The 21,508-nt window shown below is 59.6% G+C and carries 19 protein-coding genes; 10 read left to right on the forward strand and 9 right to left on the reverse strand.

Features of this window, described 5'->3' with window-relative positions:
* Nucleotides 1-31 precede the first annotated feature (31 nt).
* On the forward strand, nucleotides 32-1,261 hold the full coding sequence (locus AC4PCC_RS07375; RefSeq protein ID WP_492126912.1) for an MFS transporter: 1,230 nt from the start codon (nucleotides 32-34) through the stop codon (nucleotides 1,259-1,261).
* Nucleotides 1,262-1,266: 5 nt separating this feature from the next.
* Entirely contained in the window at nucleotides 1,267-1,908 is a 642-nt protein-coding gene (locus AC4PCC_RS07380) for a DUF998 domain-containing protein (protein WP_492126913.1), read from the forward strand.
* Here the strand turns inward: AC4PCC_RS07380 and AC4PCC_RS07385 are convergent.
* The 3 genes from AC4PCC_RS07385 to AC4PCC_RS07395 form a co-directional block, all read right to left on the reverse strand.
* Nucleotides 1,905-3,113 carry an FAD-dependent oxidoreductase gene (locus AC4PCC_RS07385; RefSeq protein ID WP_492126914.1) on the reverse strand — a complete coding sequence of 403 codons (1,209 nt, stop codon included), beginning with the start codon at nucleotides 3,111-3,113 and terminating at the stop codon, nucleotides 1,905-1,907. The genes AC4PCC_RS07380 and AC4PCC_RS07385 overlap by 4 nt on opposite strands.
* 99 nt (nucleotides 3,114-3,212) lie before the next feature.
* Nucleotides 3,213-4,001 (reverse strand): SDR family oxidoreductase, encoded by a 789-nt coding sequence (locus AC4PCC_RS07390; RefSeq protein WP_492126915.1) that lies wholly within the window; start codon nucleotides 3,999-4,001, stop codon nucleotides 3,213-3,215.
* Nucleotides 4,002-4,095: 94 nt separating this feature from the next.
* A complete protein-coding gene (locus tag AC4PCC_RS07395; protein ID WP_067707384.1) occupies nucleotides 4,096-4,992 on the reverse strand; it encodes a GntR family transcriptional regulator in 897 nt (298 codons plus the stop codon).
* Between the two features lie 191 nt (nucleotides 4,993-5,183).
* On the opposite strand from AC4PCC_RS07395, the gene AC4PCC_RS07400 reads away from it, so the two are divergent.
* Genes AC4PCC_RS07400 through AC4PCC_RS07430 form a run of 7 tightly spaced genes read left to right on the forward strand, consistent with a single transcriptional unit; the run spans nucleotide 5,184 to nucleotide 11,966 of the window.
* Complete coding sequence (locus AC4PCC_RS07400; protein WP_492126916.1) at nucleotides 5,184-5,999, forward strand: ABC transporter substrate-binding protein; 816 nt, start codon at nucleotides 5,184-5,186, stop codon at nucleotides 5,997-5,999.
* A gap of 30 nt (nucleotides 6,000-6,029) precedes the next feature.
* Nucleotides 6,030-6,755 carry an amino acid ABC transporter permease gene (locus tag AC4PCC_RS07405; protein ID WP_067707377.1) on the forward strand — a complete coding sequence of 242 codons (726 nt, stop codon included), beginning with the start codon at nucleotides 6,030-6,032 and terminating at the stop codon, nucleotides 6,753-6,755.
* Nucleotides 6,752-7,498 carry an amino acid ABC transporter ATP-binding protein gene (locus tag AC4PCC_RS07410; protein ID WP_492126917.1) on the forward strand — a complete coding sequence of 249 codons (747 nt, stop codon included), beginning with the start codon at nucleotides 6,752-6,754 and terminating at the stop codon, nucleotides 7,496-7,498. The genes AC4PCC_RS07405 and AC4PCC_RS07410 overlap by 4 nt, the downstream gene beginning before the upstream one ends.
* A 13-nt stretch (nucleotides 7,499-7,511) precedes the next feature.
* Nucleotides 7,512-8,687, forward strand: a complete 1,176-nt coding sequence (locus AC4PCC_RS07415; protein WP_492126918.1) for a M20 family metallopeptidase — start codon at nucleotides 7,512-7,514, stop codon at nucleotides 8,685-8,687.
* Nucleotides 8,684-9,880 carry a mandelate racemase/muconate lactonizing enzyme family protein gene (locus tag AC4PCC_RS07420; RefSeq protein WP_492126919.1) on the forward strand — a complete coding sequence of 399 codons (1,197 nt, stop codon included), beginning with the start codon at nucleotides 8,684-8,686 and terminating at the stop codon, nucleotides 9,878-9,880. Before AC4PCC_RS07415 ends, AC4PCC_RS07420 begins: the two co-directional genes overlap by 4 nt.
* Nucleotides 9,864-11,033, forward strand: a complete 1,170-nt coding sequence (locus AC4PCC_RS07425) for a M24 family metallopeptidase (protein ID WP_492126920.1) — start codon at nucleotides 9,864-9,866, stop codon at nucleotides 11,031-11,033. The genes AC4PCC_RS07420 and AC4PCC_RS07425 overlap by 17 nt, the downstream gene beginning before the upstream one ends.
* A 9-nt stretch (nucleotides 11,034-11,042) precedes the next feature.
* Nucleotides 11,043-11,966: a dihydrodipicolinate synthase family protein gene (locus AC4PCC_RS07430; RefSeq protein ID WP_492126921.1), complete on the forward strand. Its 924-nt coding sequence runs from the start codon at nucleotides 11,043-11,045 to the stop codon at nucleotides 11,964-11,966.
* Between the two features lie 53 nt (nucleotides 11,967-12,019).
* Here AC4PCC_RS07430 and AC4PCC_RS07435 read toward each other — a convergent pair whose 3' ends face one another.
* On the reverse strand, nucleotides 12,020-13,159 hold the full coding sequence (locus tag AC4PCC_RS07435; RefSeq protein WP_492126922.1) for a glutamine amidotransferase-related protein: 1,140 nt from the start codon (nucleotides 13,157-13,159) through the stop codon (nucleotides 12,020-12,022).
* Nucleotides 13,160-13,234: 75 nt separating this feature from the next.
* Between AC4PCC_RS07435 and AC4PCC_RS07440 the strand changes: the two genes are divergently transcribed.
* Nucleotides 13,235-14,446 (forward strand): pyridoxal phosphate-dependent aminotransferase, encoded by a 1,212-nt coding sequence (locus AC4PCC_RS07440; protein WP_345828113.1) that lies wholly within the window; start codon nucleotides 13,235-13,237, stop codon nucleotides 14,444-14,446.
* 62 nt (nucleotides 14,447-14,508) lie between these two features.
* On the opposite strand, the gene AC4PCC_RS07445 is transcribed toward AC4PCC_RS07440, so the two are convergent.
* The 5 genes from AC4PCC_RS07445 to AC4PCC_RS07465 form a co-directional block, all read right to left on the reverse strand.
* Nucleotides 14,509-16,053 (reverse strand): methyl-accepting chemotaxis protein, encoded by a 1,545-nt coding sequence (locus AC4PCC_RS07445; RefSeq protein WP_492126923.1) that lies wholly within the window; start codon nucleotides 16,051-16,053, stop codon nucleotides 14,509-14,511.
* A gap of 160 nt (nucleotides 16,054-16,213) precedes the next feature.
* Nucleotides 16,214-16,957, reverse strand: a complete 744-nt coding sequence (locus AC4PCC_RS07450; protein ID WP_492126924.1) for a fimbrial biogenesis chaperone — start codon at nucleotides 16,955-16,957, stop codon at nucleotides 16,214-16,216.
* A 1-nt stretch (nucleotide 16,958) separates the two neighbouring features.
* A complete protein-coding gene (locus tag AC4PCC_RS07455; protein ID WP_492126925.1) occupies nucleotides 16,959-18,236 on the reverse strand; it encodes a fimbrial protein in 1,278 nt (425 codons plus the stop codon).
* A 16-nt stretch (nucleotides 18,237-18,252) separates the two neighbouring features.
* On the reverse strand, nucleotides 18,253-20,778 hold the full coding sequence (locus tag AC4PCC_RS07460; RefSeq protein ID WP_492126926.1) for a fimbria/pilus outer membrane usher protein: 2,526 nt from the start codon (nucleotides 20,776-20,778) through the stop codon (nucleotides 18,253-18,255).
* A complete protein-coding gene (locus AC4PCC_RS07465) occupies nucleotides 20,775-21,479 on the reverse strand; it encodes a fimbrial biogenesis chaperone (protein WP_492126927.1) in 705 nt (234 codons plus the stop codon). Before AC4PCC_RS07465 ends, AC4PCC_RS07460 begins: the two co-directional genes overlap by 4 nt.
* Nucleotides 21,480-21,508: the final 29 nt, after the last annotated feature.

The raw sequence follows: 21,508 nt of genomic DNA on the forward strand, positions 1-21,508 counted from the left end.
ACACCTGCTATTACATCCACCAGGAATCGCTATGCCCACACCCTCTTCTGACGCCACGGACTCACTTTTTCACTACCGATCCTTCACCGCATTCTGGCTGGCCCGCACCGCCTCAAGCTTCGGCTTTCAGATGCTTTCCATCGCGGTGGGCTGGCAGATTTATTCGCTGACCGGCAGCGCATTCGACCTCGGGCTGATTGGCCTGGTGCAGTTTCTTCCCGCCGTGCTGCTGGCGCTGCCGGCCGGGCATATTGCTGACCAGTTCGATCGCCGCCGCGTGGTGCTGCTCGGGCAGGCCACCGAGTGGATTGCCATCGCCGTGCTGGCGGGCCTGACGCTGGCGCACCGAACCGACGAGATCCTCCTGCTCAGCCTGATCTTTATCATCTCCGTTGCCCGCACCCTGGAGGCGCCTTCACTGCAGTCGATGCTTCCGGCGCTGGTGCCACCGGCGATTCTGGCCCGTGCGACGGCGGCGAATGCGGCCTCAATGCAGACCGCCTCGATGATGGGGCCTGCGCTGGGCGGGCTGCTGTATGTCGCCGGGCCGGGAGTGGTCTATGCCACCACCGCCGCGCTCTACCTGATCTCCATTCTGATGGTCAGCCGCCTGCGCTACGATCATGCGCCGCCCCCGCGCGCGCCTGCGACCTTCGCCAGCGTCTTTGCCGGTATTCACTTCATTCGCCGTCGGCCTGACGTGCTGGGCGTTATTTCGCTCGATCTGTTCGCGGTGCTGCTGGGTGGCGCAACCGCGCTGCTGCCGATTTTTGCGAAGGATATCCTGCATACCGGGCCATGGGGGCTGGGGCTGCTGCGCGGCGCACCGGCGGTAGGCGGCCTGCTGGTGGGTTTCTGGCTCAGCCGTCGCAGCCTTGAGCGTAACGTCGGCAAAATTATGTTCGCCTCGGTAGCCGGGTTCGGCGTCGCGACGCTGCTGTTTGCGTTTTCCACCCAGCTGTGGCTCTCGCTGCTGGCGCTATTTGCGCTGGGCGGCTTCGATATGGTCAGCATGGTGATCCGCGGGGCGCTGGTGCAGCTTGATACGCCGGACGAAATGCGCGGGCGGGTCAGTGCGGTGAATTCGATCTTTATTAATACCTCCAACCAGCTCGGCGAGTTTGAGTCGGGCATGCTGGCGGCCTGGCTCGGGGCGGCTCCCGCGGTGGCCGTTGGCGGCATCGGCACGCTGCTGGTAGTTGGACTGTGGATGGCCTGGTTTCCCAGCCTGCGTTCGCGACAGCGGCTGCATAACGGATAGCGCGGATGAACGACTCAATCAGACAGAAAATCGGTGCAGGCTGCTTTATTCTCGGCGGGGCGGTCTATCTGCTCGCCGAAAAAATCAGCGCGCTGGCCTGGCATGTTCCTGCTTACCGTTACATGCAGAACTACATTAGCGACCTTGGCATTCCCGTCTGCGGCGTGCTGGCAGACGGGCGGGCGATCTGCTCGCCGCGCCATGCGGTGATGAATATGGGCTTTGCCGCCGAGGGTATGCTGTTTTTCCTTGCCTGCTTACTGATCGGCAGCGGATGCCGTCCGCGAGGCAGATGGCTATTCCTGCTGACCGGCCTGCTGCACGGCATCGGCGGCGTGATGATTGCGCTTTTTCATAGCGGGGGCGGGAACGGCGGCATAACCCTGCATCAGGCTGGTGCGGTACTGGCGATTGCGGGAGGGAATCTGTGCCTGCTGACGGCGGGTGTGCTATTACGTGGCCAGAGCCGACGGCGCGATCGGCAGTGGGGGATAATCAGTCTGCTGCTGGGCGCTGTTGGCCTGCTCAGCATGCTGATTATCCCCCTTAACCTGCTGCCGACGGGGTTAATTGAGCGGGCCTCGGTCTATCCCATCACCTGCTGGCAGATCCTCACCGGCCTGTGGCTGTTGAGAGCGAAAGCTTAGAAGCGTCGGGGCCGCTCGGGACGAAATCCCAGCCCGATGATCCAGCCAAACACATGGGGTAAAAACCGCAGCCGACTGACCAGTTGGGGGATCGGGCTGCCTGTGCTTTTGCTTTTTTTGCGTTTCTTGCCGCTCATCTTTATCTGGATAAACTGGGTGGCACAGGTGGGAAACTGCCGGCGCTTCTGCACCTTTTGCAGGTTTTTCAGGCTGACGCGACCTTTCCGCAGGTGAGGAACCAGCAGATTGGCGCTGGCAACCGCATCCTGAATGGCAAGATTGACCCCCACGCCGCCAATTGGCGACATAGCATGGGCCGCATCGCCGATGCAAAGTACGCCAGGCTTTGCCCACTCATCGAGCCGGTCAATACGGATAACAAGCAGCCGGAGCTGATCCCACTCCGTCAGCGCATCCAGCCTGTCGGGCGGGAAGGGAATAAAGGGCGCCACTTCCTGCTTAAAGCCAGGTAAACCCCGCGGCGCCATCTGCTCATAATGACCTTTGGCAATAGCGTAGCCGCACTGCCAGTAATCACCCCGGTCAATAATGATAACGTTCTGCTTTGGCCCTCTGTGCCCCATGCTCACCGCCGGATCGTCGGGCTGTTTCGGCAGCGAAAACCACAGCACGTCGCGCGGGGCGCCAAATTCGCGGCCGGTCAGTCCGGCTTTTTCCCTGACGCGTGAGTGGCGACCATCCGCTCCCACCACCAGCTGCGCGCGGATTTCCGTGGTGGCCGTACCGGATGACGCGCGGATCCCGCAGACGCGGTCCTGGTCACAGATCAGATCGTCGAGGCGCGTCGAGCGGTAGAGCGTAAAGGTCGGCAGCGCGGCGGCCTTAGCCGCCAGGAAATTCAGGAAGTCCCACTGCGGCATAAAGGCGATAAAGCGACACTTTACCGGCAGCCGCGAGAAGTCAGCCATTGTCACATCGCGACCGTTCATCTCGGCCTGAAGCTTGGGCGCCTGCTGGTGGGGCAGCGTGAGCAGCTCATCCAGCAGCCCCAGATGGTGCATAATTTGCAGGGTAGAGGGGTGAATGGTATCGCCGCGAAAGTCCCGAAGGAAATCAGCGTGCTTTTCAATCACCACGACCTGAACGCCCGCCAGGGCCAGCAGATAGCCGAGCATCAGACCCGCCGGGCCGCCGCCGACGATGCAGCAGTCAGTGGTGATTGATTCGGGTAGCTCTGCCTGCATAGGTACACTCCGGGATAATATTATCGTAAAGCATGATAATAGTTATCATTAACGCGTACCAGTGTCAGATTGTGCTGCCGTGCCGCGGATAAAGCAACGCTATAGCACCGAGGGGATGAGTCCGCCGTCTACGCGCAGCACGCTGCCGGTAATATAGGCCGCCTGCTGGCTGGCCAGAAACGCGGCTGCGGCCCCGTACTCTTCCGGTCTGCCGTAGCGGCCCGCCGGAATGCTCTGGCGGCTTTTCTCCGCGATGGCCTCGGGCGTGCTGTTCTCCCGCCCGGCCTTAATGGCATCCAGCTGGGCAATCCGATCGGTGGCGATGCGTCCGGGCACCATCACGTTTACCGTCACGCCGTCGGCGGCGACCTCGCCCGCCAGCGTTTTCGACCAGCCCAGCAGGCTCATTCGCAGCGCGTTCGACAGCGCCAGGTTTGCCAGCGGGGCGATAACCCCCGATGAGGTGGTGGTAATGATGCGACCCCAGCCGCGCTCGCGCATGGCGGGCAGCACGAGGTCGGTAAGCTGGATAAGCGCCCCGACCATCAGGCTGAACTGCTGCTGCCAGACCTCTGCCGCCACGCCCTGGGCGCGGGCTGGCGGCGGCCCCCCGGAATTATTCACCAGAATATCCACGTCTCCCCAGTGCTGGCGGATGGCGTTCAGTGTCTCTGTGAAGCGCTCAGGGGCGGCCAGATCCAGCGTCCAGGCCTGAGCCGTTCCGCCCTGCTGCTGGATCAGCGCCACGGTCTCTGCCAGCTTTTCGCGGTTTCGCCCGGTGACGGCGACGCGCGCCCCTTCCTGAGCCAGCGATAGCGCAATCGCACGTCCTAAACCGCTGCCTGCCCCACAAACGAGCGCCACGCGGTGATCAATTTGCAAATCCATTATTTTCTCCTGGTTGTATTTTCAGGAGCAGATAATGCAAAAATGATGCCGCTTACGATTTCGCCGCCATTTTAGCCCCTCAATCGTGCGCCAGTTAAGACTTCGCCGCCTTTTTTGCGACCAGATCGTGCGCCGATTGCAGATGCTGCTGCATCAGCACCGCGGCTTTTTCAGGCTGGTTATCGCGCACCGCATCAAGAATAGCGACATGCTCTTCGCACCACTCCCGGACGCGACGTTTATTGTGGTAGCTGCCGAACTCCAGCAGGCGGCGCAGGCGGTTCTGCTGCTGGACCGCCTGCAGGACATAGAGGTTGCCGCTGGCCTCGGCCAGCATTTCGTGAAAGTCGGCATCGGTTTCAAAAATCTCTCTTGCCGGAACCAGGGTGATATCCGGGTGGGTGATCAGCCACAGATGCCGGGCGCGCATGCGTTTGATCGCGTGGCGATCGGGACGGAACAGCGGCGAGCGCAGCGCCGCGGGTTCAATCATCAGGCGAAAGCCGTAGCCGTTTTGTCGCGCGACCTCAGAATCCAGCGTTTGCAGAAAACGCCAGCCGTGCCCGGTATTGCGAGCGATGAGCCCGTCCTCCGCCAGCTTCAGCAGCGTACGGGACAGTACGCCCCGGTCAACATCATAGCGCTGCGCAATTTCCGTCTGGGTAAAAGAGATGGGCAGGGCATCGGCGATGCGATCGTGCACCAGCTTTTCATAGAGAGTCTGATCGCTGGTTTTCGGCTGTTCAATAGCCAGCTGCAACAGCTCATCGACGTTTTTGATTAAGAAGAAACCCTGGTTTGGCCGCGCTTCAACCGCCCCCAGCAGGGTGAGTTCCTTCAGTGCGGACCGCACCGGCGTACGCGATACGCCGAGCGCATCAGCTAAATGCTGTTCACGTAAATGATGACCTGGATCGAATCTTGCTTCATATATCAGGTCGAGTATTTGCCGGGCTATCCGGCGACTGCTTGCAGAAGAAGCGGGCTGCATGATGGTAGCGTTCCTGAATGCATTATTGTGGTCAAAAGAGACAATAACACAGGCCACTCCCGACAACGAAGTAAAGCCCGAATCGCACCATGAGGGTGCGGAGATGCACCTTAAGCGCGCAGGTCCGCTGCGTCAGTGATTGTATTTATTGACTCATAAAAGCCAATGCAAGCCTTCACCAGGAGAGCACAATGACCAGAAATAAAATGATGTTCCGCCGCCTGACCGGCCTGATGCTGTCCCTCAGCGCAGCGCTCCCCCTGACCGGTCATACCGCGACGCAGGCCGTCACGCCGGGCACGATCACCTACGGCACGGCGGCGACCTTTATGCCCTTTGAGTTCGTTAAGGACGGAACGCTCAGCGGCTTTGATATTGATCTCATCACCGCCCTCGGTCAGCACCTCAATCTGACGGCAGCTCCCATGCAGATGGAGTTTAAGGGGCTGATCCCCGCGCTACAGGGTAAGCGTCTCGACGTTATCAACTCGGCGATGTACGTCAACGCGGCGCGCGCCAGCCAGGTCGATTTTGTGCCCTATATGAAGATCGGCAGCCGGGTAATTGTGCGTAAGGGGAATCCTGCCCGGATAACCGGGCGTGATTTATCGCTCTGCGGAAAGAATATCGTGGTCACGCTCGGGGGCATTGAGGAGAGCCAGGCCCGCGAGGACAGTAAAAGGTGCGTTGATGCCAACAAGTCGGCGATTAACGTCCTGACCTTCCCGTCAGCGACGGATTCTGCCGTAGCCGTGGCGCAGGGACGAGCCGATGCGGAATTCCTCTCAACCCCTGGCACCGTCGCGCTGATGAACGAGAAGCCCGATCTCTTCGAGGCGGTTGGCCCCGAGTTTGAGGCGGATACCCATATTGCCTTTGCCGTGCGTAAGGGCGACGAAGAAACCCGCGCGCAGCTGGAAAAAGGGCTACAGGCGCTGGTGAAGGATGGCACCTACCGCCAGCTGATTGAAAAATGGCATTTCCCGGACTCGGTCGCCATTTTCTAATCCGCCTCTCGCCGTAACCCGGAGATTATTATGTCGTTAGCATTAATGTGGCAGTACGTCATCTCACCCGCGTTCCTGCAGGGAGCCTGGATGACGCTGTTGATCACCGTCAGCGCGCTGCTGTGCGGCGTGGTGATGGGGTTAATCCTCGCGCTGCTACAGGAGGCCCCCTTCCGTGCAGGAAGGGTGGTGGCCTTTATCTACCTGTGGCTGTTTCGTGGCACCCCGGTGCTGTTCCAGATCATCTTCGTCTACAACGTGCTGCCCGGCTTTGGCATCAGCCTGCCGGCCTTTACCTGTGCGGTGCTGGCCCTGTCGCTGAATGAGGGGGCCTATATGGCGGAAATCCTCCGTTCAGGGCTTCAGGCGGTAAAAAGCGGGCAGCGCACCGCCGGGATGGCGCTGGGCATGACCAACGTGCAGATCATGCGCAAGATTGTGCTGCCGCAGGCGGCGCGGATTGTCCTGCCGCCAATGGGTAACCAGATGATCAGCATGCTGAAGTCGAGCGCGCTGGTGTCGGTGATTGCGGTACAGGAGCTGCTGCTGATCGCAAATCAGACCGCCAGCGCCAGCTTCCGCTACTTCGAAGCCCTCTGCGCGGCGGGGATCTACTACCTGCTGCTGACCTCGATATTTATGCTTTTTCAGGCGTGGCTGGAGCGATCGCTCGATCCTAAACAGCGCCGCCGCCGGGGGCAGCGCACCGCCTCCGCCGGGGCCACACAGTCAGAATCACAACGGGAGATGTCATGAGCCACAGTCAAAAACCGCTGCTGGAAGTGATCGGCATTGATAAAGCCTTTGGGCGTCAGCCGGTGCTTAAGAACTGTTCGCTGACCCTCAGGCGCGGTGAAACCCTGGTACTGATCGGGCCATCCGGCTCCGGCAAATCCACGCTGCTGCGCTGCGTAAACCTGCTTTCGCCTGCCGACAGCGGCGATGTGTTCTTTGGCCGCCAGAATATCAGCCGGGGCGAAGTGCCGCCGCATCAGCTGCGCCAGCGTATCGGCATGGTGTTCCAGAACTATGAGCTGTTTTCCCACCTGACGGCGGCCGAGAACATCATGCTGGCCCCGATGACCGTGCTGGGCCTTAACCGCACGGAAGCAAGAAAGCAGGCGGAAAACCTGCTGGCGAAGGTGCGGCTTAACGACCGGGGCGATCACTTCCCGGATGAGCTGTCCGGCGGTCAGCAGCAGCGCGTGGCAATAGCCCGGGCGCTGGCGATGAAGCCGGAGCTGATGCTGTACGACGAGCCGACCTCGGCGCTGGACCCGGAGATGATCCGCGAAGTGCTGGACGTGATGGCCGAGCTGAGCGCAGAGGGGATGACCAGCATGGTGGTCACCCATGAGATGGGTTTTGCCCGCCGGGCCGCCAACCAAATCCTGTTTATGGAGGAGGGGGAAATACTGGAGAACGCCAGCGCCGACGATTTCTTCTCCGGCCAGGTCAGCGAGCGCGCGCGCCGCTTTCTCGATCAGATTTTACATTAATCACGGAGTTTCTATGTCCATTTACCGCGCCAACGACGCACGTATGAAGCAGGACCTTGCCACGCTGGTGGCGATCAATACCGAGAACCCGCCGGGCCGGGAGCGCGAGGCGGCAGAGTGTATTGCTGACTGGCTACGGGCGGCGGATTTCGACCTCTCATTCAGCGAATACGCACCCGGACGGACGAACGTGACCGCCGTGCTGCGCAACGGCGACGGCCCGTGCTTTGCCTTTAACACCCATCTGGACGTGGTGCCCGCCGGAGAAGGCTGGGCCAGCGATCCCTTTACGCTCACCGAACGCGACGGACGGCTATATGGTCGCGGCGCCTGTGATGCCAAAGGCCCGCTGGTGGCGATGGTGGAAGCCCTGCGCATGCTGGCACAACGTCGTCAGGACTGGTCCGGCACGCTGATGGGGGTCTTTACCGCCGATGAGGAAGTGGCCAGCGAAGGGGCAAAATTCTATGTGCGCAACGCGCCCCCGGCCATTGATTTCGCGGTGATTGGCGAGCCGACCGCCAACGCCACCTTTTCTGCCCATAAGGGCAGCCTGCGCCCCCGCGTACGGGTGAAAGGCGTGACCGCGCACTCGGGCACCCCGGAGCTGGGGATCAATGCCATCTATCGGGCGGGACAGCTGCTGGGGCTGGTGGAAGAAGCGCATCATCAGCAGGTGCGCTGCCGCTGTCACCCGCTGGTCGGGAGTGCCAGCCTGACCGTGACCCGCATCCACGGCGGCCATGCTGATAACGTGGTGCCCGACAGCTGCGAGCTGCTGCTCGATCGCCGTATGGTGCCCGGCGAGGAGGAGGAAGCGGTAAAAGCCGAGCTGCAACAGCTGCTGGAGACGGCAAAGCAACAGTTTGGCGTTGAGGCAGAGATCGTCGCCTGGCAGCCGACCACCGGCGGCGCGACGGAAACCGACAGCGCCGAGGCGATCGTGCAGGCGGGTCTGGCGGCCTGTCGTCGTCACGGCCAGCCCGAGCCAGGCCCGTTTGGCTTTCAGGGTGGCTGTGACCTGGTGCATTTCCGTGCGCTGGGTGCAAAGGGCGTGGTGATTGGCCCGGGATCGCTCGCGGTGGCGCACAAGCCGGATGAGTTTGTGCCCGTGGACGAGTTTATCGCCGCCGCCGGGATCTATCTGGACATTGCGCTGGCGATGCTGCCCGTGGCGGTGGCCCGATGAGAGCCCGTCTGTGGCGGGGCTGTCTGCACTACGCGGGCGTCACCCTGCATACCGCCGCCTCCGGTGCGGTGGCCGCGCTCGATACCCTGTGGCTGACGCTGGACGACGGCGGCGACAGAGGGACTGGCGAAGTCAGGCTGAATATCCGCTATCTGCACGGCTACAGCGAGGAGCAGGTGCTCGGCAACGTCCAGCATCATCTGGCCCGCTGGGACTGGGAGCAGCCACCCGAGGCACAGCTGGCAGCGGTTCACGCCGCGCAGAGTGGACTACTGGCACCCACGCGGATGCTGCTGGAGATGGCGCTGCTGGATCTGCTGGCCCGTCAGCATCAGCAAAGCCTCGCGCAGTGGCTGGGCGCGACCAGCGCGCCCTGCGCGATAGCAACCAACCAGACGCTGTTCTGGGGCAGCGAAACGCAGATGATGGATCAGGCCGAAGGCTACGTGGCACGCGGCTTTACCCAGCTCAAACTGCGTACCGGGGTGGCGGATTTCGCCACCGATCTGCGGCGGCTTCGGGCGCTGCGCCAGCGCTTCGGGGAGGGGATCACCCTGGCGATTGATGTAAACGGCCAGTGGTCGGTCGCCGGGGCGCTGGAGCGTCTGCCGCAGCTGACCCGCCTGGATCTCAGCTATGTGGAACAGCCCCTTGCGCCGGAACACGATCCGCGGCTGCCCGAGCTGGCGGCGTGCGGCATCCCGCTGATGCTGGACGAGAGCCTTAACGGCGAGGCGGCCATCGCCCGGCTGGCGGGCCTGAGCGCAGGCGACAGCCAGCCAGCACAGCATGACATCCTGGCGTCGGGCGACAGCCAGCCAGCGCAGCATGACATCCTGGCACCTGGCACCTCCGGCAGTGCCATCTGGGCACACCTCAAGCTGGTGAAGCTGGGCGGCATCCTGCCCACGCTGCGCGCTGCGCGACGTTTGCAGGCTGCGGGCGTGAAGCTGATGATCGGTCAGATGAATGAAGGCCACGCGGCTACGGCGGCCGCGCTACAGCTCTGCCGCGTGGTGCAGCCGGACTTTGCGGAACTTTACGGGGCCGACGGCCTGACTGACGACCCGGTCAGCGGCCTGATTTACCACCAGGGTCGCGTCAGCGTGCCCGATTCTCCCGGCCTGGGCGTGCATTTCGATGCCGCGCGCGCCACTTTACTTCAGGAGCTTAACCATGCAACTACCCGATAATGTGATTCAGGGCAGCGAATCGGCGTTTAACGCCGACGAATATGCCCGGCGTATCCGCCGCACCCGCGAACGTCAGCAGGCGGCAGGTATCGACGTGATGATTGTGACCGGCCCGGAAAACATCTTCTGGCTCACCGGCCAGCAGACGCCAGGCTACTACACCTTCCAGGCGCTGCTGCTGCCGCTGGAAGGGGAGCCGGTCTTCGTTATTCGCCAGCTGGAGTTCTGCAACTTTATCGCCAACACCTTTATCGCCGACGCGGCGGTGTATCAGGATGGCGATAACCCGGTCGATTTTCTGTTCGGCATGCTGCAACAGCATCACTGGCTGTCAAAACGCATCGGCCTGGATAAGCGCGGCTGGTTCCTGCCGGTCACCATCTATGAGGCGCTACAGCAGCGATTAGGCGATATCGCCGATGCCGCAGGCGTCATTGAGCCGCTGCGGGCGGTGAAGTCCGGGGCGGAGCTGGAAAAAATCACCGCCGCCGCGCGCTACGTTGATGCCGGGATGAACGCGGGCATTGCCGCCATCCGCGCGGGCGCTGACGAAAATGCATTAGTCTCCGCGATGATGGGGGCGGCGATTGCCGCCGGCTCCGAGTATGTCGGCATGGAGCCGCTGGTCTCCTCCGGTCCGCGCACCGGCGTACCGCACGGCACCTGGCGACGTCGGGTGCTACAGGATAATGAACCGGTCTTTCTGGAGATGGCGGCGGCTCACGATCGCTATCACGCCGCGCTGATGCGTTCCGCCTGGCTGGGACGCCCCCCGGCCATCGCGCTGGAAATGGAAAAGGTGTGCCAGGAGGCACTCCAGGCGGCGCTGGATGCCATTCGCCCCGGCGCGACCTGCGAAGCGCCTCATCTGGCCTGCCAGCAGGTCATTGACCGCGCGGGTTTCACCGATAACTTCAAAAAACGCACCGGCTACGCCATTGGCGTCTCCTTCGCGCCCGACTGGGGCGAGGGCGGTATCCTCAGCCTCTACAGCGGCGTCACCACCGAACTCCAGCCGGGGATGACCTTCCATATTCCCCCCGCGCTGCGCATTTACGGTGATTTTACCGTCGGCGTCAGTGAAACCATCGTGGTAACCGAAACGGGCTATCGCCAGCTCGGCACCCTGGCTCGTCCATTAACTTTGCTGTAAGGAACAACAATGAAAGATATGACTGAATGCCATGAGCGTCTGCGCGGCATTTTCAACATTACCGTCACGCCTTTTGATACACAGGGCGCCATCGACTTTGTGGCGCTGCGTGAAAATATTGAGCGGGTGATCGGTCTGGGCTACGACGGCATTCTGATTGGCGGCACCTACGGTGAATTCCCGGTGATGTCACTGGCCGAGCGGCGGTCGCTGTTTAGCGAAGTGATGGCCTGCGTGGGCGATCGCATTCCGGTGATGCTGTGCAGCGCCAGCGCCGATCCGCGCGAAGTGCGGGAGCTCACCGCGCTGGCGGGCGATCTTGGCGGCCTGCCGATGGTCACGCCACCGTTTGTCAGTGAAATCACCCAGGCGCAGATCCACGCCTTTTTTTGTGAAATGGCACCGCTGTCAAAAACCGGCATTTTGATTTACAACGCGCCCGGCATTGGTATCACCCTTTCACCCGATCAGCTGGTGCAGCTGGCAGAGATCCCGGGCGTGGTCGGGATTAAACAGGGCGACCTCAACCCGACGGCTATCGACCAGATTGCTAACCGCCTGGGCGGTCGGCTGCGGCTGTTCTGCGCCTCCGATCTGGCTTTTCTTGGCCCGATGATGTGTGGTTTTGACGGCATCAGTACCACCAACAGCGGCGCGTTACCGGAGATTATTCTGGCAACCTTTCGCGCGGTGGAGCAGGGAGATGCGGAAACCGCCCGCAGTCTGCATCAGCTGTGGTACGACTACCGCGCGCTGGCGCGCCAGCACGGTCAGCCGCAGCTGGTTAAGGCGGCAATGGCGCTGCGCGGCTTTAACGGCGGCACGGTGCGCGCCCCGTTAAGACCCATCTCGCCAGAGGCGCTGGCGGCGCTAACCCGCGTGATGACGACGCTCGCCAGCGATCCGCGCAGCGGCGTCACGCTGGCTGAGTAAAGATGACCCGATCCGCTGAGCGGCCCTCGCAGACTGAACGGGGCCTGCGAGGGTCAGGTATCGCTTAGCGATCGGGGATGTTTCAGGCCCGCGCGGCGCACCCCACGCTGGCTAAGGGCCGCCTCAAGCAGCCGGATAAACAGGCCGTGTGGCGTCTCCGGGCGCGACAGCAGTTCCGGATGCCCCTGAACGCCGTGCCAGAAAGGGTGGTCCGGCAGGGAGATAGCCTCAACGGTCCCGGCGGTTTCGGCCGTCACGACAATACCGCTGGCGGCCAGCTGGGCGCGAAGGGCGGGGTTAAACCGGTAGCGATGGTTGTAATGCATCCGTGGGGGAAGCGGGGCGGGCAGCGGCGCAGCAGGGGTAAAAGGCAGCAGCCCGCAGCGGTGAGCGCCATCCCCGAAGCAGATAAAACTGTGCAGGGCGGCATCCGGTGCCACCTCTGCCAGGATTGCCCCGTCGCACCCGGGCTGAAGCCGTACCGCCGCCGTGGCCATGCTCTGCATACCGAGGCACAGGCCCAGGGTGGGCAGATGACTCTGTAGGGTGGCATTGGCCACGCGGATCTGCCCGCTGACGGCCGCCATGGAGGCACCGCCGGGCAGCACAACCGCGTCCAGTTCGCTCAGCTCATCCAGAGGGGCGGACAGGTCGGCAGGCGGTAAAAAACGCAGGCGGAGCTGAATGCCGAGCGGGTGGGCGGCATCGTCAAGTGCCGCCAGGGTGGCAGGATAAACCTCACGGTGATCCGCTTCCCGTCCCACCAGCCCCAGTACCAGGGTTTCACCGACCGGCTGGGTGCGTGAGCGGCCGCCAGGCGCAGGTTGTCGCAACAGCACGCAGCCTGCGGCGTCGCAGAGCTGTAACAGCCAGCCTGCGTGCTGAGCGTAAAGCCGGTTTCCCGGCAGGTGCGCCACGCGCTCAGCATCACCTGCGGCAAGCACCACGACGGCATCATGCGCAGGAAGCTGCGCGATATCGCTCACCTCCCGCAGCTGCGGGTCGCAGGTATAAAGCCCGCTGGTGACGCAGTAACCGGCCGCGACCACGTGCTGATGGCTGTCGGGGTAGTCGCCGCTAAAGGTCGGCCGCAGGCTCCACAGGGGCAGGCGCTGCTGCCTGGCCCAGGTTACCGCACAGGCACCATAGTGGGCGGGCAGTCTGGCATCGTCGAGGATAAAAGTCAGTGACACGGCAAGCTCCTGGCTGTCTGGGTTGAGGTACGCAATCGATTGTATTCACTGAGTCAACATATACAAAGAGGATTTATGAATAACACCACTACCGCCCGCCGTATGCAGCGGGTAAGACCTTCGCCGACCGCTGCGATTTCCGATCGCGTTCGTGAACTGGAGGCCGCAGGGAAACGGATCATCAACCTGGGAGAGGGGGAGCTGGACTTTGCCACTCCCGATGTCATCAGCTATGCCGGGATAGCGGCCATTGTGGGTCAGCAGACCAAATACACCGCCGTGGCGGGCACCGCCGAGCTGAAACGGGCCATCGCGCATAAGTTTGCCCGGGATAACGGCCTGACATTCCAACAGCATGAGATCATCGCGGGCAGCGGGGCTAAACAGCTGATCTTCAATGCGCTGCTGGCGACGGTTGACCCGGGTCAGCAGGTGATTATTCCCGCGCCCTACTGGGTCTCTTATCCGGATATGGTGGCGCTGGCCGAGGGCGAGCCGGTAATCGTGCCCTGCGAGGAGCAGCACGGCTGGAAACTGCGACCGGACACCCTGGCGCAGGCCATTACCCCGCAGACGCGCTGGGTGATTCTGAACTCCCCCGGCAACCCTACCGGGGCGATCTACAGCCTTCAGGAGCTGCGCGCGCTGGCCGGGGTGCTGGCCGACCATCCGCAGGTACTGATAATGGCCGATGATATCTACGAGCCGCTGCGCTATAACGGCGCGCCGTTTGCTACCTTTGCTCAGGCGGCGCCGCAGCTGGCAGAGAGAACGCTAACGATTAACGGCGTCTCGAAAAGTCATGCGATGACCGGCTGGCGGCTGGGCTATGCCGCCGGACCCGCCTGGCTGATCGCAGCGATGCAAATTCTGCAATCGCAAAGTACCTCCAACCCCAGCAGTATTTCGCAGGCGGCGGCCGTGGCCGCCCTGCAACAGCCCGCCGCCTTTTTTACCCAATGGCTGGAGAAGCTGGCCCGCCGTCGCCAGCGCGTGATGGCATGGGTGGCGGCAACGGACGGGCTAAGCGCCACCCCGCCCGACGGAGCATTCTATCTGTTTGCCAACTGTAAAGGGCTGATTGGGCGCATCACCCCGACGGGCGAATCCCTGGCTGACGATAGCGACGTGGCCCGCTGGTTGCTGGCAGAGGCGGGTGTTGCGGTACTGCACGGATCGGCCTTCGGCATGCCGGGCTATCTGCGCATCGCCTATGCGGTAAAAGACGAACTGCTGGAGGAAGCCTGCCAGCGGCTTGAGGCCGCCTGCCGTCGCTTAACGGCCTGAAAGAGGCGTCGGCAGAGATAGCCGACGCCGTGTTTTAGCCTGCGGCATTAGCCCGGCGGGATTCAGACCCGGAAGGTGTCCACCATGCTCCGCAGCGCATGAGCCTGCCCGGAAAGGGAGTGTGAAGCCGAGGAGGATTCCTCAACCAGTGCCGCATTATTCTGCGTGACGCCATCCATCTGACTCACCGCGATGCTGACCTGCGAAATTCCCTGCATCTGCTCTGATGACGCCAGTGATATCTCCTCCATCGCGTCAGCGAGGCTGCCGACCATATTAACGATTTTGATGATGCTTTGCCCCGTTCCCTGTGCAACGGCCACGCCGCCTTCCACCTGCGTCACGGCCTGCTCGATCAGCGCTTTTATCTCTTTTGCTGCCACCGCACTGCGCTGCGCCAGCGTTCTGACCTCGCCGGCGACCACCGCAAAACCTCTGCCCTGTTCTCCGGCACGGGCCGCTTCGACCGCGGCGTTCAGCGCCAGGATATTAGTCTGAAAGGCGATGCCTTCAATCACGTTGGTAATATCACGCACCTTACCCGCACTGAGGGAAATATCGCTCATGGTCACCGTCATTCGCTGAACCTCGGCGTCGCCGTTGCGGGCCAGTGACGCCGCTTCCCTGGCGGAGTTTGCCGTCTGCTGTGCGCCGACGCTATTGCTTTTCACCGTTGCGGTTAGCTGCTCCATGCTTGCCGCCGTTTCCTGCAGCGCTGCCGCCTGCTGTTCGGTTCGTGATGAGAGTTCGGTATTACCTTGGGCTATTTCGTCTGAGGCGAGCGCAACGGAAACCGCAGCCTCTTTAATCTGCGACACCAGGCTGCGCAGGTTTACCTGCATACCCGCCAGGGAGGCCAGCAGACTGCTGCTGTCGTTATGGCGTAAAGCGACCGACGTTGTCAGATCGCCGCTGGCGATGGCGGCGGCCAGACGTTGAGCCTGAACCGGTTCACCGCCCAGCTGACGCATCAGCAGACGTACGGTCAGGATACAGACGATCGCTGCGGCAATAACGGAGACAACCATCATGATGCCTAACAGCAGTGAAAGGCGGTTTACGGCTGCGCTGTTTGCCCTGGCCGTCTCCTCGGCCTGTTGGGTCTGAATATCTGTCAGGGCATTAAGACTGGCGACCAGCACCTGCTGCGGGGGCCTCACCCCGTGAGTGAGATAATCTGCGAACCCCTGGAGCTGACGCTGCTGCGCCATATGGGCAGCGGTATCAAGGGCGGTGAGAGCGGCTTTCTCTGAATCACTGACGTCTGCCAGCAGCTTCACTTCAGCGGGGGCCCCTTCGGCATGGATGATGACGGCAAGCGCATCACGCGTTTGCAGATACACCTGCTTTTGTTGATCGAAGCGGGAAAGCTCCGACTCAATGGCCTGAGGATCGGTAAAGAGCGCCATGTTCCTTATTTCGACCAGCATATTTCGCAGCGTGGTACCCATTTCGTTAACCAGCACGACTTTTTTCAGCTTAAGGTTAACGACGGTGTTCATACTGTCTCTGGACTGACTCAGACCATTAAATGCCAGGCCCAGACAAAGAATAAAGAGCAAAATTAACAGGGAAAAACCTGCTGTTAAACGGGTCGATATTTTCATGTATCCATCCAGCTAAAGGTTATGGGGCAGATCTACTATCGACAGCAGCCTTAGAGAGCAACAGGGTGAGAGGGATATTTATTTAAGCGATGTTATCCTGCCACAGGGGGGAGGTGGCAGACGAAATGCTGCATCATTAAGCCTTTCGCCTGCACCTGGCTCAGCTCCCACGCAGCAGAAAGGAAAAGGCATGCAGGGCGCCCTGGTCGTCTATTGCGGTATAGTTGAGTGTCGATTCACCGTCGGGCAATATTCCGGCTTTATTCTGCAGGGGAAACGTCCTGGTAGAGAACGGGGCAACGTTTTTCTCCGCATCCAGGTAAACGGGATAGGTATTCTGGCCGAGGGTGAGGCTCATCTCTCCGGGCGTAAAATAATAGGGGGTGTTGTTAACGGCGATCACCCCCTCCTTACCCGTTAACCGCTGAAGTTTGAACACCACTCTTTTGGTCCTCTGCTCAAATGATTCCGTTTCTTTGAACGGGCGATTAATCACTTTGAGCTGGGTATTTAAGGCAATACTCACCTTATTATTTGCCTCCCTCAGGGTGCTTTTTTTGACCGAGCTTATTTCATAGAGATTCAGCCAGTAGAGCGACTCCCGATCGGTGGGGAGTTTATCTGCCAGCGCACTTCGCATGATTGTGATCTCCTTTTTTTCGCCTTTATTGAGCGTAAACACGCCGGGAAGCGCGACGAAAGGAAAAGCCTGGCTTCCCGGATCCTTACTCGGCGAACCCCGGTCCACCCAGATCTGGACCAGCGCCGGGGTTTCAGCGCTGTTGACCAGCAGTAAAGGAGCACGCACCTGGTGCGGATGGAAAATAACCCGGCTGGCCTGAGGAATAATAGCGGCAGGACAGGCCGTGGCAAAGGATGCGAGGAGCAGGAAGATTTTTTTCATTCTACTGTAACCTGATTAAGAGATAAGCGGTCGCGTCAATTTTGCCCGCGCTGATGTTTTTACCCGGCAGCGGAGCCAGCTGCGCAACGAAGTTTCTCTGATACATGTTGCTGTCTCCCTGACCGCCGCTGGTTCGTTGAGCGTCCTCCAGCACGGGCCGCCATCCGGCATTGCTGCTGTAATCACTCCAGCCGAGAAATGAGACCGGTTTGCCGCTGGAGGTAGTGAGTTTGATACCCACGCCAGTGGCAAGGGAGGGGTCTGAATCATAGTGATCGGACACCAGATAATCTGAAATGCCATTGCTCCCGGTCAGCCCCAGCTTTTGAGCCTGAAGCCAGGCCGCATAGCTGGACTGAAAACCCAGTGAGATCTGGCCTGAAGCCACACCGGATTGCGTCTCTGCTGCCTTTGAGCATTCGAGCGTGACGCTCAGCGGCGCACTTACCGACTGGCCCTGCGAGAGCGCGTTAATGCTGACCGATGGAAAGAGGACGTGGGCGGTATAGTTTTCCACCCGGCAGCCCTGACTCAGGTTCTGCGTAAGGGTTGCTACCGGCGCGGTATTCATCCCGAAGGCCATATAACGCCCGGTGATCCAGGTGTTAAAGTTATTCCAGCTGTCTTTTCCGGCTTCGGGGACATTCTGGCCCGGCCCCATAAAAACCACGTAGCCATTGGGCTGATTGCAGCTATAAGACCCCGTATAGCTGTCCTTTGCGGCAGAGGGACAACCCCATGACGCATAGCCGCTATCCCGATTGTTTTTATCTGTCCTGATCAGTTCAGCGCTGATCGGGCTGAAATGCTTGCCTTTAATCAGTATTTTATTGCCGCTCACGTCATAGTCAGTCAGCGGGACTTTCTGCCAGATCCGCGTAAAAGGCTTACCGCTGCGCAGATGAACCAGCTTCAGCGCGGTAAAGGGGAAATAGGTCTGGAAATAGTTATCCCCCATATTCCATGCGCCCCCGACGTTACTGTCGCCGTTGGTGGCGAACACCTCAAAGATCTTGTCCTTATCCGCCAGGTCGCACTCATAGAGCACGCGTTCGGGATCGCTATTTTTAATCGAGGGAACAACCTGAAATACGGAACGGGCCAGCACCGTACCGGCAGGCTGATATCGCAGGTCCATCAGGCCAATGTTACCCAGATTCAGAGAGGCGCCACAGGCATCACACCCCTGATCGACCGCCCTGACGCGGGTACAGTTTGCCTGCAGCGGCGCACAGAGGCTGGAAATAAGGACAACGAAAGCATAAATACAATATTTCATTTTTTTTCCTGGTAAATCAGAAACGACACACGGCATTTGCATAGGTAATAACCGCATCCGGTTTGGGCGTTGGGATATCATATTCAATGGTGCATGAATCATTTTTACCCGCACCCCAGACGGCCTTAAGCGTTCCCTGCGTCTCACTCAGCCGCAGATACGCATTACCTGCCTGGCCAAAGGTCCCAATAGTTTTTCTTTGTTCATTGATAATATCGGCGCCCATTGGCACTGAAATATTCCGGTTAGTGGTCGTTTTCATCATCACCGGATAGCCGCGCAGGGTCTGAAATTTAACCCTGACCATGGCACCGGCATAAGGCGCGATGGTTTTCTGGCTGTTCTGCACCTCGACCTGACTGTCGCTGCCGCTGGCATCCAGCGCGATAGCGTTATAGTGGTAAGGGATGAGGGAGGGCACCAGGGCATATCCCGAACCGTCAACGTGAATGCCGGGGCTACTGATAACCCGCGCTCCCTGAGCGCCTTTTGCCTCAATCAGCGCAAAGGTATCACTGACATAATTCCCCAGCGTCAGTCCGCCGCTGTGCAGTACCGCCGCGCCCATCGCATTCACCGACATCTGATTAAACCGCGACGACGTTGAGGCGGTGGCCGTAAGACTGGCCAGGGACATTTTCCTGTTAACGCTGCCGCTGAAGGTGGAATCTCTCTGGCGCTGGTCGCGATTAACGTTCAGGCTGTAGCCGGTTTGATCTTCTCCGGCCACGCCGCTCAGCGAGGCGTTATAGCTGCTTCCGCTATTGCTGTCATGGGTGCCTCCCAGCGTGAGGTACGGTGAGTGGGTGGCGGAGCCTAACGGCATTGAAAAGCTAATCTGTAGCTGGGTATCCTTGAAATATTCATTCCTGCGCGTCGGTGCTGCAAACCGCCGAAAACCGTCATGCGAGTGCGATCGGACCGTATACTGCCTGGAGAGGGACAGGTTCATTGAAATATTTCCCGGCATAACGGTGCTGTATCCGGCCTGGTACTGCGTATCACGCGAGCGCCCGTCATAGTAATTCTGCCTGGAACCAGAGAGATAAATACTGCCCCATTCCCCCAGCGTTTGATTAATGGTCATCTGCAGACGATTACGCTGCATATATTCGCTGCTGGTATTATCCTGCCCCGGGGTCGCGTTGTTATTTAATGCAATGACGTCGTTAAGGTCACGGTATCCGTGCGTGGAATACTGATACCCGGCAAACGTTAGCGTGGTGTGGGTCGGCTCAAAGGTTCGGCTGTAATTCAGCTCATAGCGCCATCCCTGGGCGGTATCGCCGTCGTTCAGATCGGCTGAAGAATAAGCACTGTTGAATCCCACGGCGCCCATTTCCGAGGCCCAGACGCCACCCGCCAGCAGCGAGCGGTAGTCATTTCCCAGCCGCATTCCACCATTCATGGTGATGGCGTTGGTCAGGCCCCGTTTAACCGTGAGTTCGGTGAAGTTATTGTCTTTGCGGTAATCCGTGACCTTACCGGCAGAAAAGCTGTAATCGGTTCGTCCCGGGCGTAATGATTCAGGTAGAACGGCAAAGGGTACGGTATAGCGGTGACGACTGCCATCGGACTCCAGCACCTCCACGCTGAGGTCGCCGCCGTAGCTCACCGGGCTCAGGTCATTGATGAGGAAAGGGCCGGGCGGCACCGTGGTCTGATAAATTCGCTGCCTGCCCTGCCAGACAGAGACGCGGGCATTGCTGTTAGCCACCCCACGGATTTCCGGGGCATAGCCGCGAAGGGAGTCGGCCAGCATCCTGTCGTCCGAGTTCAGATTGAGCCCACGGAAGCTGACCGCGTTAAACAGATCGCCGGCGCTAAAGAGCTCCCCGACTGACACTTCACTTTTTACGGATGGCAGCGCACGTTGCATCCAGCTTCGGGTGTTTTGCCAGCGATTACCATATTCATTATGGGTAAAATTACCCTGCTGGCGGAAACGCCACATGCCGATATTCATCCCGCCGTTAATGCCCAGCCAGGTGGACTCGAAGCGCTGAGCATTTTTATAATCGGAATAGAACTGATTCACATTGTAATTAACGAAGGCCATCGTGGATCCTTCGGAAAGATTGTCAGGCGCAATGTAGCCTGCGGGCTGAGTAACAAGCATCGCCTGCGGAATGGTGACATCCACGCGCAGTTTACCCGTATCGACCCGCACCGACGTCGCCGGAAGAAAGCGTTCGGGATGGGTACATCCTTCTGCGGGCAGGGCAGAAAGATAACGCTCCCTGACGGCAAACGCCCGGTAAAAACGGGGAGGAAGACACAGGGTAAACTCTCCGTTTTCCCGTTGCAGCTTTAACGGCGTGTTACTCTGAAATTTACCATTCAGGTAAAGGTCAACATCATATTCACCTGACTGGAAATAGGGATCCCCGGTGCCATCTTCAATATTCAACTGGCCTGGCAAAGCAGCACGAATCAGTGAGGGATCGAAAATATAGTCATTATCTGCTGACGTTTTTGCGTAGCCCGCCGATATCCCATACAGCGTCAGCAGTAGCGTTATAAGTAAAGATTGGTTTTTCATTGCGATTTATTTTTTGAGATTTCTATTATATCGTCTGAACCAAAATCATTAATCAAAAGTGCACGCATTTCCCAACCGGAAAGCGTACTGTCTTTTCCTTTTCGGCTGACGTTAGCTTCACTGAAGGGGGCAATCGTCACCGCGTCACTAAAATTCACTTTTTCCGTACCGCGCTGTAGAGAAAAAGAGCGGAGATTGGCATAAAAAGGAGAGCGGTTTTTAATGATGATATCGCCGCCGTTGAGGCTAAAGGAGAGCTGCTCACGTATTTTATCGACTGTGGGTGAGATCCCATCCGGACGAACAAATACTTTGACCCTGCTTTTAACAATAAGGTAAAGCTTGTTTTTATCTTCATCATTTTTTTTTACCGAGGGAATATCAATGTACTCAAGGTAAAACATGGACTCTCTGTCCTGTGGCAGGTTTTCCCTGGTGATTTTTATTTTCACGGTCTGACCGGCATCAGGTAAAATTCTGAATACCTGAGGCAGAGCAACAAAGGGCGGATGGTCAGCGTTTTCCTCGTTTCCTGGCGTAATCTGAACCAGGGCAGGGTGGTGACCTGAATTAGTAAACTGTATATTTTTCTCCTGTCGGGCATTATCAATTATTATGCGGGTACCGTTCAGGACAACGCTTGCCTGCGCGGGGCTTATTAGAAATACAGCGATTAAAGAGAGAATAAAATGCCTGAGCACAATGGACTCCGGCCCCTCGCATAAGGGAG

It is taken from the genome of Erwinia sp. L03-1 (assembly GCF_058686115.1).

What these genes read in the sequence shown, in the direction of transcription:
- AC4PCC_RS07375 (WP_492126912.1), top strand. Translation starts at nt 32, where the DNA reads ATGCCCACACCCTCTTCTGACGCCACGGACTCACTTTTTCACTACCGA.
- AC4PCC_RS07380 (WP_492126913.1), top strand. Translation starts at nt 1,267, where the DNA reads ATGAACGACTCAATCAGACAGAAAATCGGTGCAGGCTGCTTTATTCTC.
- AC4PCC_RS07385 (WP_492126914.1), bottom strand. Translation starts at nt 3,113, where the DNA reads ATGCAGGCAGAGCTACCCGAATCAATCACCACTGACTGCTGCATCGTC.
- AC4PCC_RS07390 (WP_492126915.1), bottom strand. Translation starts at nt 4,001, where the DNA reads ATGGATTTGCAAATTGATCACCGCGTGGCGCTCGTTTGTGGGGCAGGC.
- AC4PCC_RS07395 (WP_067707384.1), bottom strand. Translation starts at nt 4,992, where the DNA reads ATGCAGCCCGCTTCTTCTGCAAGCAGTCGCCGGATAGCCCGGCAAATA.
- AC4PCC_RS07400 (WP_492126916.1), top strand. Translation starts at nt 5,184, where the DNA reads ATGACCAGAAATAAAATGATGTTCCGCCGCCTGACCGGCCTGATGCTG.
- AC4PCC_RS07405 (WP_067707377.1), top strand. Translation starts at nt 6,030, where the DNA reads ATGTCGTTAGCATTAATGTGGCAGTACGTCATCTCACCCGCGTTCCTG.
- AC4PCC_RS07410 (WP_492126917.1), top strand. Translation starts at nt 6,752, where the DNA reads ATGAGCCACAGTCAAAAACCGCTGCTGGAAGTGATCGGCATTGATAAA.
- AC4PCC_RS07415 (WP_492126918.1), top strand. Translation starts at nt 7,512, where the DNA reads ATGTCCATTTACCGCGCCAACGACGCACGTATGAAGCAGGACCTTGCC.
- AC4PCC_RS07420 (WP_492126919.1), top strand. Translation starts at nt 8,684, where the DNA reads ATGAGAGCCCGTCTGTGGCGGGGCTGTCTGCACTACGCGGGCGTCACC.
- AC4PCC_RS07425 (WP_492126920.1), top strand. Translation starts at nt 9,864, where the DNA reads ATGCAACTACCCGATAATGTGATTCAGGGCAGCGAATCGGCGTTTAAC.
- AC4PCC_RS07430 (WP_492126921.1), top strand. Translation starts at nt 11,043, where the DNA reads ATGAAAGATATGACTGAATGCCATGAGCGTCTGCGCGGCATTTTCAAC.
- AC4PCC_RS07440 (WP_345828113.1), top strand. Translation starts at nt 13,235, where the DNA reads ATGAATAACACCACTACCGCCCGCCGTATGCAGCGGGTAAGACCTTCG.
- AC4PCC_RS07445 (WP_492126923.1), bottom strand. Translation starts at nt 16,053, where the DNA reads ATGAAAATATCGACCCGTTTAACAGCAGGTTTTTCCCTGTTAATTTTG.
- AC4PCC_RS07450 (WP_492126924.1), bottom strand. Translation starts at nt 16,957, where the DNA reads ATGAAAAAAATCTTCCTGCTCCTCGCATCCTTTGCCACGGCCTGTCCT.
- AC4PCC_RS07455 (WP_492126925.1), bottom strand. Translation starts at nt 18,236, where the DNA reads ATGAAATATTGTATTTATGCTTTCGTTGTCCTTATTTCCAGCCTCTGT.
- AC4PCC_RS07460 (WP_492126926.1), bottom strand. Translation starts at nt 20,778, where the DNA reads ATGAAAAACCAATCTTTACTTATAACGCTACTGCTGACGCTGTATGGG.